The following is a 12,637-nucleotide window of genomic DNA, read 5'->3' as shown; positions in this document are numbered from 1 at the left end:
AGCTTGTCTATCCCACTACTCGATTAGTTTAACTGCTTCTTCTGGTGTTTTATCTTCGTGTACAATGGCATTTATTGCTTTTAGCATTCCACGTGGGTTTCTATGCTGGAAGACGTTTCTACCAACTACTACTCCTTTACCACCAGCTTTAATCACATTGTAGACGTCTACTAGGAACTCTAAGTCGCTACTTCTCTTTGGCCCACCACTCATTAATACTGGTACACCACTCGCCGCTTCAACTACTTGTCTAAATGTCTCGGCGCTACCGGTATAATATGTTTTAATCAAGTCTGCACCTGACTCAGCAGCCGCTCTCGCACCATATTTTACTATTTCGACATCATACATGTTTATAATTGCTGGTCCTCTTGGATACGCTAGTTGTAGTGCTGGTAGTCCATATGAATCAGCTGCGCTTCTAATTGAAACCCATTCTCTAAGCATTTCGTCTTCGTACTGGCTACCCCAGTAGACGGTGGCGGCCACTCCATCTGCACCTAGAGCTACTGCTTCTTCTACTAGTCCAAACGGTGATTGTAGTAGTCTTTCTTCGTCTGGTCTTAGATTAGTTTTACTTGTTACTTTAACAATAAGTCCTGTTTTACCAGCCCATAAATCCCATGTTAACCTTGCAATACCAGGTAATACCATTATCGCGTCTACGTATCCAACAACTTTCTCTATTACTGTTCTAGCGTTCAATGTCTCTAGAGTAAAGTCTTTGGGGCCGTGTTCCACGCCGTGGTCGAATGCAAATATTACACTTCTACCTCTCCCAATAATTCTACTCAATCTAACTCTTTTACCAACCGTATTGTATGTTAAATCAATCATTTAAACCACCAAGCACCACACTAGAAAACAATCCATAAAGAGATTTAAAAGTATTTTGCAACTCTCTGTCACCAACAAGGATTAAAATGCTCATTTAAACTCTTAGTCTCCATGGGTTTGTCTATGAGTGCTTATGATGAATTAATAAGAGAAATAAATGAACTCTACGAGAAGACACCTAGACACATAGATGGAGGCATACTCGGCTCAATGACTACTTGGCCTCATCAAATAGGAGTATATGCCTTTATGAAGTTTATACATGTTAACGGTAACGACCCAGTATTATTCCCCATTGTAAAAGAATGCGAGGAAAAACTAGTTAGAGAACTCGGCTCTCTCTACAATGCAGAATACGGGTTATACACGTCTGGTGGAACAGAGTCAAATATACTCGCCGTGCTGGCGGCTATTAGAGCAACAGGTAATAGAGTTGTAGTAGCCCCCTCTACAGTCCATAAATCTATTGATAAAGCATGTATATTACTAAATTGTAAACTAGTGAAAATACCAACTAATCCATTGAAACCAGTAGACCCAGTACTCCTCGAGAAATACATTCGTGAATACAATCCAAGCCTAGTAGTAGTAACAGCTGGCACTACGGAGACGGGAGTAGTCGACCCGGTTGAAGAAGTAGCAGAGATAGCATTGAAATACAATGTATACCTCCATGTAGATGCAGCGTATGGAGGACTACTAATACCATTTCTCAACAAACACGGATTGATAAAAACAAGTTTAAAGATCGGCAGAGGAGTGACAAGTATAAGTGTAGATATGCATAAAAACGGTGTTGCACCAATTCCATCAAGCATACTCTTCTTTAGTAATAGTGAACTACTTGAAAATACTTGTTTTGAAATGGAGTATATGCCAGCTGGAAGATCATGCGGACTACTAGGTACAAGACCAGGCGGAGCAGTAATAGCATCATACTATACATGGAGAGCCATTGGCTTAAAGGGATACGAAGAAAACGCTCTTAGAATGATGAATTACACTAAATACCTATATGAAGAGCTATCGAAAATACGAGATGTAGAAGTATACCCATACACACTGCCAATAATAGTGTTTAAATCCAAGAGGTATGGGTTAGAACTATATAAAATACTGTGGAGCAAGGGATTCTACTTGTATAAAGCACCATCACTTAATGCTTTGAGAATAGTGTTAATGCCTCATCATAGACGTGAACACCTAGATCGACTACTAGGAGTATTAAGAGAACTACACTCGTAGAGCCGGGTTTTCAAAATACAATATATAAGTTCTAGAGTATAGTCAAAAACAGAGGTGTTGATTATGCCTAGTAGAAGTGACGTGGCGTGGAGTCTCATAATAGTATTCATTGCTGGACTAGTAATAGGCTTTTTTGCATCAATGGAGTTACTCCAGCAAACACCTCAAGAACAAGCAATTCCAGCAATAAATACTACTATTGGTGTACAACTAGGAGAGAACAGTGTATTATTCCTACCAGACAAGGCATACTTTGGTAATCTAACCAATTATCTTGAAAGCGCCAATACTAGTGTATATGTTGTAATGTATGTAATGAAGTATGATCCAAAGGAGTATAATGACCCGGTAAACATCCTACTTAGAAAACTAGTAGAGTTGAAAAACATGGGTATAGATGTAAAAGTAATCGTCGACGACGAAACATATGACAGCTACCCGGAAACAATAGAATTCCTAGTGAGAAACGGTGTACCAGTAAAACTAGATGAATCCAATGGTAGAACCACACACTCAAAAATAGTTGTAATAGACGGGAAATACGTGTTTATAGGTAGCCACAACTGGACGGAAAGCGCTTTAACGAGAAACCATGAAACAACACTATTAGTAAACTCCCCTGAACTCGCAAGGCAAGTAGTAGAATACATAGAGTCTATTTGGAGCAATGGAAGGACTATATCAGCCTAGTATATTTAGTAATTTATAGTTTTAAACCTCTATGAAAAACACGATTTTTATTGAAGACAAGTGTTTACAGTGGTGTTTATGAATAGACAAATAGATAAAGAGAAGATAATGAAGGGTGTTAGATTAATACTTGAAGGACTGGGTTTAAACCCAGAAGATGAAAACTACAAGGAAACACCACAGAGAGTCGCCGACTTCTACGAAGAGTTATTATCACCCAAGATCACGGAAGACGACTACAAGTATTTTACAAGTAGTGGAGACCTCGTAGTAGTAAGAGATATTCTCGCGTATTCTCTATGTCCACACCACCTCCTACCAGTAGTCTACAGAGTATACATTGCATATATTCCACGTGGAAAAGTAGTAGGAATCAGTAAACTAGCACGTGTAGCACTAGATGAAGCGGGAAGAATAACTCTCCAAGAACAATACACCGAGAACATTGCGAGTAGAATACAAGAGTTAACAGGGAGCAACGATGTAATGGTAGTAGTACGCGGAGAACACTTCTGTATGAGAATGAGGGGTGTTAAAACACAAGACGCCGAGGTTGTAACATCGGCCATAAGAGGCAAATTCAGAGATTTCGCTTTGAGAATGGAGACTATGAGGCTCATGGGCTTCACTGAATAATACAGTTAATTTAAATGGTGTAATATTGAATAGTGAATTCAATAAGAGGAGGAGGGCGGGTTACCAAGAAGGATTTATCTCTATAGTGGTCAACACGTTGTTGTTTATAATCAAGTATTATGTAGGAGTGATTTCTAATTCAATAGCTGTAATAGCGGATTCAATACATACACTAAGCGATACTGCAACATCTCTAATACTAATTATTAGTTACCGCTATGCAAGTAAACCAGCGGATGAAGAACACCCATTTGGACACGGGAGATTCGAGTTACTTGGAAGCCTCGTAATAGGTGTACTTCTTGGAGTAGCTGGTTTCGAGTTTGGATTTTCTAGTATTGAAAAATTACTATCTAAAGAAACACTCGTATACTCTGATCTACTAGTACTAGTTTTAATTACTTCAACTCTTACAAAGGGATTACTGACTCTATGGGCCTGGCGGCTCGGAGTTAAAACAGAGTCGGAACTTGTGAAGGCAGACGCCTGGCATCATTTAACAGATACATTTGCAACTGGTCTACTAGCAATAACTATATTTATCGGTAGAGACTACTGGTGGATCGATGGTGTTCTCGGATTACTTGTTTCAGCTATAATAATTTATACAGCGTGGGAGATATCAAGTAGAACAGGCATGGAGCTTCTTGGAAGGGGGCCAACCCCTAGTGAAATAGCAGAATTGAAACAAGTAATTCAGAGTGAGTTCCCCATGGTGTCAAATATACATCATATTCACTTCCACAGGTATGGAGACCACGTCGAGGTTACACTACACGTAGAACTACCCGGTGAGATGTCTTTAAAAGAGGCACACGATATAGCGTCGAAAATAGAGTCTACTATTAGAGAGAAATTCAAATACGAGCCAACTGTTCACGTAGAGCCGAGTGGAGATAGCAGTGGTGAAGACGAGTAGACGTGGAGTATTTATTGTTGCTGTGTAGTCTGCTGTGTTGCTTGTTGTATTGATTGCCTGGTTTCACCTATACTCTGTGTTTTTACTTCTAGTTTAACTATTAAGTCTTGTAGTTTCTTCAACTGCTGGTTTAATGTACTTATACTACCCTGTATTGTTTTTAATTGTTCTTCTACTTGCTTCAGGTTTTCTATTAGTTTCCGGGTTTCTTCCAGTGCACTCATCATGCTTTGTTTTTGAATAACTACTTGTGCTATTCTCTTAACGCTATTGTATTTCGTTGCCCACTTGGGGATAACTCCTATTCTCTTTAATTCATCTATTTTTCTAGCTAGTCCAGCAGGGTCTAATCCTAGTTTACTAGCTGCTTCATCTATAGTTGTAGAGTTGTGTATAGCGTATAGGATTTCAAGGTGTTCTGGTTTTAACTGGGGGTTGAATCCATAGAAGACTTCTAAGTAGTCTGTTAGTGTCTCCTCTATTACTTCGCGTACTATAGTGTACAATTCCTCTGATTCAACTAGGAATACATCAGACAACTGGATAACTCTTACTCCCAGGTGCTCGGCTAGTTCTCTCGCGGCGTCGTCTGCAAACCCTTTGCATACAACGAGTGGTTTTGCATTTATTAATAAGGCGTTTACATATGCTTGTCTAATACCACTGACATCTATTCTACCAGCTTTTACTTCGACTGCATATATTTCTCCCTGCTGGTCGCTTGCAACTACATCTACTTCTCCTACTTCAACACCATTGATCTCTATTCTCTTACTCGTCTCGATGATTTTATAACCCAGTTCTTCGAGTACACCTATAGCTATTTTCTCACTAGCCATCCATCTTCGACGCGCAGACAGGTTACTAGTAGAATTCATTTACAACCATTCCCTTGACTACAATTAAAAATACCCATTGCGAGTTATTTAAGTTTAAATAGTTAAAGACAGCTCTAAGTCTCCAGGTGTATTAATTGACGTGGTTTAAACTAGAATTAACACTATTGATTCTAGTAGTATTAACCCCTATACTAGTAGATGCAAATACTATTTCACCAGTTGAGAGTATTAGATATGAATTACTATACGAACCTCTAGAAAACACTGGACTACTTGTTTTAAAAACCAGTATTTCACTCGGTGATTGTAGTAGTCTCTACATACCTGTTAAAGTAGTAGAAGCATACTTTGGCATGTATGAATACATAGACTACACTGTTGAAGGAAACTTGCATATTCTAGGATCGTACTTCAACGAGTCTACTGGAATACTAGAAGTAGTCGCGTGTGGATCAGGAGTTTTCGAAGCATATTTCGCTGTAAACGATTTGTTCTTTGAGTATGGTCCCGGTGTATATAGTGTAATCGTTGATACAAGTGATACCGGCTTGTTGACGAGAAATAATGAAGTCTACTTAAACCTGTTAAATCCATACAATATTTCATACAATGTATTCTCAAATGGAATTATAGTTGAAGTGGATCAAACAGGTAGTAGAGTATTGATAAGAGGAGTTGGCTCACTAGAACTCGTTTTAACAAGTGAACTCGGCGAAGAAGAGCCAGGAATAACTACTACTCCTCAACCACCAACTACAACCACACCGAGACTGGATACAACTCCTACACGTCCAGCTACAGAGACTACAAATACTCCTAAATCAACTACGACAACACCTTTGAATGAAACGCATACTATAAAACCATTGGTGTCGAATAGAGAGAGTGGAAATAGTGGTCTCTTAATACTCGGTATTGTATTGATTATAGGTGTAGTTGTATTCTTCCTGGTTAAAAAGAAGAGTGTGTAGAAAAGAAAACTACCATGTAACATATGTTATTTTAATAGACTTGCTTATTTCGTCTAGTAGTCTCCAGTCGTCGTATGAAAGCTCCCATCCAACTGCTCCAGCGTTTTCTTCTACTTGTTTGGGTGTTTTAGCACCTGGTATTGGAACAATAACGGGGCTATACTTTAACAACCAGTTTAATGCTATTTGAGCTGGTGTTTTATTGTATTTTTCTGCTAGTTGCTTCAATGTGTTTATTAATTCACTCATTTTCTTGAAGTTTTCTGGGTGGAATACTGCTTCATTGCTTCTCACGTCTTTGAATTCTGGTGGGTTTTCCGGCGTGTATTTTCCTGACAATAAGCCTTTTGCAAGTGGGCTCCATGGTATAAAGGTTAAATCGTTTGCTTCTGCGTAAGGTATTAACTCGTATTCAGCCCATCTCTCAACGAGGTTGAATCTGTATTGCATACTAACAATGTCTGTAAATGAGAAGTATGATCTCAACTCTTCTATTAGTGCAACGGGGTAGTTGCTAACACCTAGATGGACTACCTTACCCATTGCTACTAGTCTCTCTAGTGCTCTCGCATACGCACCTGTTGGATAATTATGCCAGCATGGAGGCCAGTGTAGTTGTAGCAAGTCTATTTCGTTTACTCCAAGTCTCTTTAACGACTTGTCTACTGCGCGGAACACGTCGTCTGGATTTAGGAATTCACCTGGTATCTTAGTAGCGATTACAACTTCTTCTCTTGGAATACCAAGTTCTCTGAGTGCTCTACCAATAAACTCCTCGCTTAGTCCCCGGCCATAAACCATAGCAGTGTCAATAAAGTTTATTCCCAACTCGTGTGCTTTAGCTATAACGGCCTTGGCGGCTTCGTAGTCCACTACTCCCCACGCCTCGCTAAACTGCCATGCTCCAAGCCCTATTCTAGAAATCTTTAAGTCACTCCATCCTAGATTTGTATACTCCATAGTTTACACCAAGAATACTGATTAAAACCGTGGATAATTAATGTTTCACTCTACTTGTTTTTAAATCTCTCCTCGAGGTCTACCCGGCCTCTTGGATGATATCCAAGGGCCTCCCAGTATCCATCAATATATCTATTAGTAAAGTGTATTCTCTTAACCCACTTTGCACTCTTCCAGCCGTAGAGGCTCGGTATTATTAGTCTCGCTGGGTAACCGTGGAGTATGTCTAGTGGTTTACCATTCATTTCCAGGGCTACTAGGTTTTCTCTCCGTGTAAACTCCTCTATTGGAATAATAGTTGAATACCCGTCGAGGGATTCAATATACACCCATTTAGCCTCGTTTAGTGGCCTGGCAAGGTCTATTATTCTAGTAACCGGTACACCCGTGAACTCTAAGTCTCTTACACTCCAGCCGGTTACACAGTGGAAGTCTGTTTTTATCCTTGTTAATCCGAGTTCGTATAGGCCTGGTAGTCCTATTTCAATCGGGTTTTCAACTAGTCCATCAACACGTAGGCTCCAAGTGGAGAAGTCTATTTTGGGGACTCCTAGAATAGCGTAGACTATTGGTATATCAATGTAGACTTGTCCCGGTGGGGGTTTTACTTCTCCTTGACTATTAATAAACTTGTCTTGTTCTGGGTCGTATATTCCTCTATTATACTTCACCTCTACACTCGTAGATTTCGGTATTGTAAATAGTATTCTAATAACTTCACGTCTTCTAACGACTACTCTAACTCCAATGTATTTACTATTTGACACGTGTATTCTAAACCTGTGGAGTGTATGGGTGTATCCAATACTCTCATTCGACTCGAATACAGGAGTTGCTTCTAGACCTGGAAACACTTGTTTCACAGTCTCCTTTAAGAGTTCTTCAATATCAGGTATTCCACCCACGTGTTTTGCAATAGGGCAGTCTACGACTAGCTCGACTCCTTTCGAGTCTAATCCTGGTGAACTGGTTTCATAACACTTGGATATCAAGGCTTATCACTAGATTAATGTATTTAGCAAACAGTATTTTATCCATGACTAGATTTTCCATTGATGAGACTAGACTGGTGTACTCGATGAAGAGAGTTGAAGAATTGAAACAATGTGAAACAGGTGTTTTACCCAGTGGTATTGTAGACTATGCATTAACTAGTAGTGTTTACAATTTGTGTTTCTGGATTTTGAAAGATAAGTCAATAGTGTTTCTACCCGGAGCAATCACGACTGTAGCAATTATATATCATAATGGGAGATTTGAAGTTTATTCATCAGAGTGTAATACTCGCTATACTCCAATTGTTAAAATGGTTCTCGGCGTTGAAGACGACTATACTGGATTCTATGATCTAGCACTACGAGACCCCCTACTCCGAGACTTCGCGACAATGTATCGAGGGTGGAGGCTACGACAGAGTGATTTGTGGTGGAGTCTTGTAACAGGGATTTGCCAGCAAAATGCTAGTTTTAAACAAGGCTGGAGTATGCTCCACAAAATAGTCTTGAATTATGGTAGACATGTATCACTAGATAACCTCGTAGTTCCAAGGCCTCCTAAACCAATCGAGGTACTAGAGAAACCAGAGGTTTTATTAGAGTCTGGTGTTGGCTACAGGGCAAAAACTATTTTAAACACGGCCAGGGCAATTGTCTCTGGTTTAATAGACGAGTTGGAAAACACGAGTGGTGTCTGCGAAGCAGAGAGATCGCTGAAGAGAATTGATGGAATTGGACCCTACACGGCGAGACTAGCAATAGTGTTATCAATGAATAATTATACTCTACCACCAGTCGACAGGTGGTTGAAGAAGATCATTAGTGTGGTATACAGTGTAGACGAGAAGTATGCCGAGGAATTCTGGGTTTCAAAGTGGGGGGGAGTGGTCTGGACTAGCCTCTATTGCCACGACAATAGCACTAGATGCAGAGCCATTATCGAGAGCACTAGAGCGTATTAGACGTGGAGAACTACTACCAAACCCCAGTGTAAACCCCTCGCCAGTAAATATGAGTGGATTTTGTAGTTTGCTCATGGCCCGCTGAGGACTACTCCCCTACCGGGTTGTACTTCTAGTTTAAACGCTGTTCTCTTGTGGTAGGTCATTCTCATCTTCTTTATTATCAAGTATCTCCTTACCTCTCTGGCTGATTCCACGTCATCCATCCACAAGTGGAATACTCCATCAGCAATGTGTTCTAGTCCAAAGCCAAATGTAGACTTCGTGGTCATTGCATACTGTGATACAAGGTATGCTGTTACGTTTTCTCTATGAGTAGCTATTTTCAAGTCGTAGCTGTACTTCCTCGCCATTGCTGGCTTGTCAGCCCAGAATGCACTTAGAGAGTCTATTACTAGACGCACGTGTTTAAATGGAGACTTTGATTTCTCGTCTCTTAAAACACCAAGTATTCTATATGCCTCGTGTATTGCCGCTATAAGGGTTTCAATATCCAGTGCGGCATACCATTTTCTCCTCGTTGTTTCTGTATCTACTTGTATCTGTGTACTCATCTGTCTCGCTATTTTTAGTAGTCCAAAAATATCTATTACGACGATATCTGGTGGTTCACTCGGTGTCTCTTTACTCGAGATGTCGTGTATTCTATACAATTCAAAATTCATTCCAAACATTTTTGCCTGTCTAACTACGTCTCGGAATTCAGCTTCTGTTGTAACATAAACTACTGGGTCTCCACCCAGTAGCCCAGCCCAGGCGTAGTGCATACATAGAATGGATTTACCAGTTCCCGGTTCACCGGTTATTGCTATCCAGCTTCCTTTGGGTATGCCTCCTTCTAGTGCTTCATCTAGTTCTTTAATCCCCGTTGATATTCTCACGATGTCTTGGTGCATGTAGACAACCATTGTATTAACAATATTTACTATTTACTACTGTGTTTATTTTTTCTTTCTAGCTAGTTGTTTCAATGGAAATATCTTTATGTCTATGTGGTAGATTAAACTAGATTCTTCGAATATACTGCTAATTATCTTTTTTCTCAATCTATAGATGTCTCCTATTCTCTCTCTTGGGTCTACTCCTATTTTTGCCTCGACGATATAGAATGACCCTATTCTACGTGCTACTACGTCTTCTACTTGTAGATTATCGTATTCATTTATTAGTTTCTTGTATATCTTGATGCTTAATGCATGATCTATATTTGTACCAGTTATTGTTTTAACAATGTCTTTCAGTATTTCGAGGAGGCTGTGTATTATAAACATTGAGGAGATCACTACAAACAATAATTCTAGACTACTGCTCTGTGTATAGTACACTAGGATTACACCAATTGTGGCCGCGCCAGCCGCGATCATGTCTAGTAGTGCGTGTGTATAGTCTACTTTTAGTATTTCTAGTTTATACTTTTCATAGTTTCTCCTCTGTATTACGAGTGTTAGAGCTGTGAAAACACCTCCCAGTATTGTTGCAACCGCTGGTACTAGACTAGTTGTTGTCGCTGTATTCTGAGAATAGTTTGTTGTTAAATAACTAGAAAATGATACAATGTAGATTCCAAGTGCGAGAGTAATAGATAATAGCATTGCCTGGCTCTCTAAAACCATTACACTCCATGGAAACCTTTTACCAATTCTAATAGCATAGTACAATGCGAGAAGCCCAAAGAACTCTACTGTTGTATCAATAGCCCAGTGCACTATATCAGTAAGCAATATAATACTACCACAAAGAGAAAACACTACAAGCTCTACTATGAGTCCAACTAGTGAAAACAACGCTGAATACACAAACCCCTTGTAAGCACCAGTGAGCTTGGTTTCAACAATATCTCTCATAAACACCACCACAAATAAAGCGGTAGGTATGTAAAACCAGTGAGTTGCAAGATCAAGGGGCCGGGTAAAACAGGGAAGCCCGAAACAATTATTATTTGTAAACACGCTTAAATATAAAACCAGTAGTGACAACAATTAAATCAATGGAGACAGGGCCCGTAGCCTAGCCAGGACAGGGCGCCGGCCTTCGGAGCCGGAGGACCCGGGTTCAAATCCCGGCGGGCCCGCATACTCATAAATACTTTTCTTCCAAGCTACTTCAGCAAGGCATTTTTAAAGGTTTATTTTTAACACTCTCAAAGTAAATTCTTGGTTGTTGAGGCTACATGGTCATTGTTTGCTATGACTACGTATGGGCTGGAATAGCATGAGTGGGATAGTAGATTATATTTGCAGAGATGAATTGTTCTCCTACAACCTCTACAAGTCACTAGCGAAAAAACCATTTATTACAAGAGAATTAAAGAATATATTACTTAGAGCGGCTGAAGACGAATACAAACACTATCTCTTCTGGAAGAGTATTAGTAGTAATTGTAAAACCCGCTTCTCGACTTTGAAAATCCTTGTTTACACTGTTTTCTTCTATCTCTTTGGTTTAACAATTCTATTGAAATACCTTGAGTCAAAAGAGAAAACAGCTATTGAAATGTATAAAAAGGTTGTTGAGTCTAGGCCGGAGCTAGCTGGAATAGTTGAGAAAATAATTGATGAAGAATTAAAACACGAAGAGGAGTTTATATCCGGGGTAGATGAAGCTAGAGTTAGATATATTGGCGCAATAACACTTGGTATATCTGACGCCCTCGTGGAGTTAACGGGTATTTATACTGGTTCTCTAGGTGCATTTGAAAACACGTTGAGTGCTGGGTTAACAGGTATACTAGCTGGTATTGCAGCATCTATCTCGATGGGTGTTGCATCATATACACAGGCTAAAAACGAGGGTAGAGTGAAACCATGGCGTGCAGCACTCTACACGTTTACTTCATATATAACTGTAGCACTACTACTAGCTCTCCCATACCTATTATCAAATAGTATACTATTAGCGTTTATAATAATGCTGATTATAGCTATTGGTATAGTTGCATACATGTCGTTCTACACAGCTGTATTATACAGTAGAAACTATGTGAGAGAGCTCGCCGAGACAACACTACTCTTACTCGGTGTATCAATAATACTATACGTTTTGGGATCAATACTTGGAGAAACACTTAGAGCAATATAATACCTCAATACAAAACCCGTAAAACAATACATGTAGAATACGTAGTCTATCAATTTTCAAGTCTAGCCCAGTAGTATAGAGAGGCAATAGAATTTAGAGTTAAATGGAGTACTATTGGAGGCCCACCAAGCGGAGGTAGTTTCTTCCTAAGAATCTCATTGATAACTGGTAGAGGATGGTCTAGTTACGATGAAAATAAGGGTGGTGCATGGGATATAGGAGGTTACTCGGATGCCTTAGATGCAATTACTAATGTAACGGGTAATACATGGGATGAAGTCCAGGATGGTGATGTAGACTACTACATAGACTTGTATTTTGCAACTCAACCGCCATACTATCCGATACCTGAACCATATGTTGTTGGCTTGGTTGTTACTGTTGTTGCTAGTGTATTGATTGTTTTCTTTACGAGGAGGTTTAGGAGGTTTTAATCTCCCTTTATTACTTTTTAATACCTGGTTTTTCTAATTCTCTTGTTTTTCCGCCTACTTCTCGTTGTGTT

At 39.6% G+C, this 12,637-nt stretch carries 14 protein-coding genes and 1 tRNA gene; 9 read left to right on the top strand and 6 right to left on the bottom strand.

The window, feature by feature from the left end:
- Nucleotides 1-15: 15 nt before the first annotated feature.
- Nucleotides 16-837, bottom strand: coding sequence for a class I fructose-bisphosphate aldolase (fba, locus tag ACZ5YP_RS00530; RefSeq protein WP_464835302.1), 822 nt, complete (start codon nucleotides 835-837; stop codon nucleotides 16-18).
- A gap of 123 nt (nucleotides 838-960) precedes the next feature.
- Between fba and ACZ5YP_RS00525 the strand changes: the two genes are divergently transcribed.
- From ACZ5YP_RS00525 to ACZ5YP_RS00510, 4 genes are all read left to right on the top strand, one after another.
- On the top strand, nucleotides 961-2,082 hold the full coding sequence (locus tag ACZ5YP_RS00525) for an aminotransferase class I/II-fold pyridoxal phosphate-dependent enzyme (RefSeq protein ID WP_464835301.1): 1,122 nt from the start codon (nucleotides 961-963) through the stop codon (nucleotides 2,080-2,082).
- Nucleotides 2,083-2,145: 63 nt separating this feature from the next.
- On the top strand, nucleotides 2,146-2,772 hold the full coding sequence (locus ACZ5YP_RS00520; RefSeq protein WP_464835300.1) for a phospholipase D-like domain-containing protein: 627 nt from the start codon (nucleotides 2,146-2,148) through the stop codon (nucleotides 2,770-2,772).
- Nucleotides 2,773-2,850: 78 nt separating this feature from the next.
- Nucleotides 2,851-3,408: a GTP cyclohydrolase I gene (folE, locus tag ACZ5YP_RS00515; protein WP_464835299.1), complete on the top strand. Its 558-nt coding sequence runs from the start codon at nucleotides 2,851-2,853 to the stop codon at nucleotides 3,406-3,408.
- A 25-nt stretch (nucleotides 3,409-3,433) separates the two neighbouring features.
- Entirely contained in the window at nucleotides 3,434-4,327 is an 894-nt protein-coding gene (locus ACZ5YP_RS00510; protein WP_464835298.1) for a cation diffusion facilitator family transporter, read from the top strand.
- An 11-nt stretch (nucleotides 4,328-4,338) separates the two neighbouring features.
- Here the strand turns inward: ACZ5YP_RS00510 and ACZ5YP_RS00505 are convergent, their stop codons facing one another.
- Nucleotides 4,339-5,205, bottom strand: coding sequence for a YraN family protein (locus tag ACZ5YP_RS00505; protein WP_464835297.1), 867 nt, complete (start codon nucleotides 5,203-5,205; stop codon nucleotides 4,339-4,341).
- Nucleotides 5,206-5,300: 95 nt separating this feature from the next.
- On the opposite strand from ACZ5YP_RS00505, the gene ACZ5YP_RS00500 reads away from it, so the two are divergent.
- Nucleotides 5,301-6,137 (top strand): LPXTG cell wall anchor domain-containing protein, encoded by an 837-nt coding sequence (locus ACZ5YP_RS00500; RefSeq protein ID WP_464835296.1) that lies wholly within the window; start codon nucleotides 5,301-5,303, stop codon nucleotides 6,135-6,137.
- 9 nt (nucleotides 6,138-6,146) lie between these two features.
- Here ACZ5YP_RS00500 and ACZ5YP_RS00495 read toward each other — a convergent pair whose 3' ends face one another.
- Nucleotides 6,147-7,097, bottom strand: coding sequence for an aldo/keto reductase (locus tag ACZ5YP_RS00495; RefSeq protein WP_464835295.1), 951 nt, complete (start codon nucleotides 7,095-7,097; stop codon nucleotides 6,147-6,149).
- A gap of 50 nt (nucleotides 7,098-7,147) precedes the next feature.
- Nucleotides 7,148-8,089 (bottom strand): molybdopterin-dependent oxidoreductase, encoded by a 942-nt coding sequence (locus ACZ5YP_RS00490; RefSeq protein ID WP_464835294.1) that lies wholly within the window; start codon nucleotides 8,087-8,089, stop codon nucleotides 7,148-7,150.
- 86 nt (nucleotides 8,090-8,175) lie between these two features.
- Between ACZ5YP_RS00490 and ACZ5YP_RS00485 the strand changes: the two genes are divergently transcribed.
- The gene (locus ACZ5YP_RS00485) at nucleotides 8,176-9,054 is read left to right on the top strand and encodes a DNA-3-methyladenine glycosylase family protein (protein ID WP_464835293.1); all 879 of its coding nucleotides are present in this window, start codon (nucleotides 8,176-8,178) and stop codon (nucleotides 9,052-9,054) included.
- A 71-nt stretch (nucleotides 9,055-9,125) separates the two neighbouring features.
- Here the strand turns inward: ACZ5YP_RS00485 and ACZ5YP_RS00480 are convergent, their stop codons facing one another.
- Nucleotides 9,126-9,950, bottom strand: coding sequence for a KaiC domain-containing protein (locus ACZ5YP_RS00480; protein ID WP_464835292.1), 825 nt, complete (start codon nucleotides 9,948-9,950; stop codon nucleotides 9,126-9,128).
- A gap of 45 nt (nucleotides 9,951-9,995) precedes the next feature.
- Nucleotides 9,996-10,898 carry a cation efflux transmembrane domain-containing protein gene (locus ACZ5YP_RS00475; protein WP_464835291.1) on the bottom strand — a complete coding sequence of 301 codons (903 nt, stop codon included), beginning with the start codon at nucleotides 10,896-10,898 and terminating at the stop codon, nucleotides 9,996-9,998.
- A 152-nt stretch (nucleotides 10,899-11,050) separates the two neighbouring features.
- Between ACZ5YP_RS00475 and ACZ5YP_RS00470 the strand changes: the two genes are divergently transcribed.
- From ACZ5YP_RS00470 to ACZ5YP_RS00460, 3 genes are all read left to right on the top strand, one after another.
- Nucleotides 11,051-11,125: transfer RNA gene (locus tag ACZ5YP_RS00470), tRNA-Arg, on the top strand.
- A gap of 140 nt (nucleotides 11,126-11,265) precedes the next feature.
- Nucleotides 11,266-12,132, top strand: a complete 867-nt coding sequence (locus ACZ5YP_RS00465; RefSeq protein WP_464835290.1) for a VIT1/CCC1 transporter family protein — start codon at nucleotides 11,266-11,268, stop codon at nucleotides 12,130-12,132.
- A gap of 158 nt (nucleotides 12,133-12,290) precedes the next feature.
- Nucleotides 12,291-12,566: a hypothetical protein gene (locus ACZ5YP_RS00460; RefSeq protein WP_464835289.1), complete on the top strand. Its 276-nt coding sequence runs from the start codon at nucleotides 12,291-12,293 to the stop codon at nucleotides 12,564-12,566.
- Nucleotides 12,567-12,637: the final 71 nt, after the last annotated feature.

The organism is Sulfophobococcus zilligii, assembly GCF_055398255.1.
Note: the sequence above shows the minus strand (reverse complement) of the source record. Positions and strands in the feature narration are given on the sequence as shown.

What these genes read in the sequence shown, in the direction of transcription:
- fba (WP_464835302.1), bottom strand. Translation starts at nt 837, where the DNA reads ATGATTGATTTAACATACAATACGGTTGGTAAAAGAGTTAGATTGAGT.
- ACZ5YP_RS00525 (WP_464835301.1), top strand. Translation starts at nt 961, where the DNA reads ATGAGTGCTTATGATGAATTAATAAGAGAAATAAATGAACTCTACGAG.
- ACZ5YP_RS00520 (WP_464835300.1), top strand. Translation starts at nt 2,146, where the DNA reads ATGCCTAGTAGAAGTGACGTGGCGTGGAGTCTCATAATAGTATTCATT.
- folE (WP_464835299.1), top strand. Translation starts at nt 2,851, where the DNA reads ATGAATAGACAAATAGATAAAGAGAAGATAATGAAGGGTGTTAGATTA.
- ACZ5YP_RS00505 (WP_464835297.1), bottom strand. Translation starts at nt 5,205, where the DNA reads ATGAATTCTACTAGTAACCTGTCTGCGCGTCGAAGATGGATGGCTAGT.
- ACZ5YP_RS00495 (WP_464835295.1), bottom strand. Translation starts at nt 7,097, where the DNA reads ATGGAGTATACAAATCTAGGATGGAGTGACTTAAAGATTTCTAGAATA.
- ACZ5YP_RS00485 (WP_464835293.1), top strand. Translation starts at nt 8,176, where the DNA reads ATGAAGAGAGTTGAAGAATTGAAACAATGTGAAACAGGTGTTTTACCC.
- ACZ5YP_RS00480 (WP_464835292.1), bottom strand. Translation starts at nt 9,950, where the DNA reads ATGCACCAAGACATCGTGAGAATATCAACGGGGATTAAAGAACTAGAT.
- ACZ5YP_RS00475 (WP_464835291.1), bottom strand. Translation starts at nt 10,898, where the DNA reads ATGAGAGATATTGTTGAAACCAAGCTCACTGGTGCTTACAAGGGGTTT.
- ACZ5YP_RS00465 (WP_464835290.1), top strand. Translation starts at nt 11,266, where the DNA reads ATGAGTGGGATAGTAGATTATATTTGCAGAGATGAATTGTTCTCCTAC.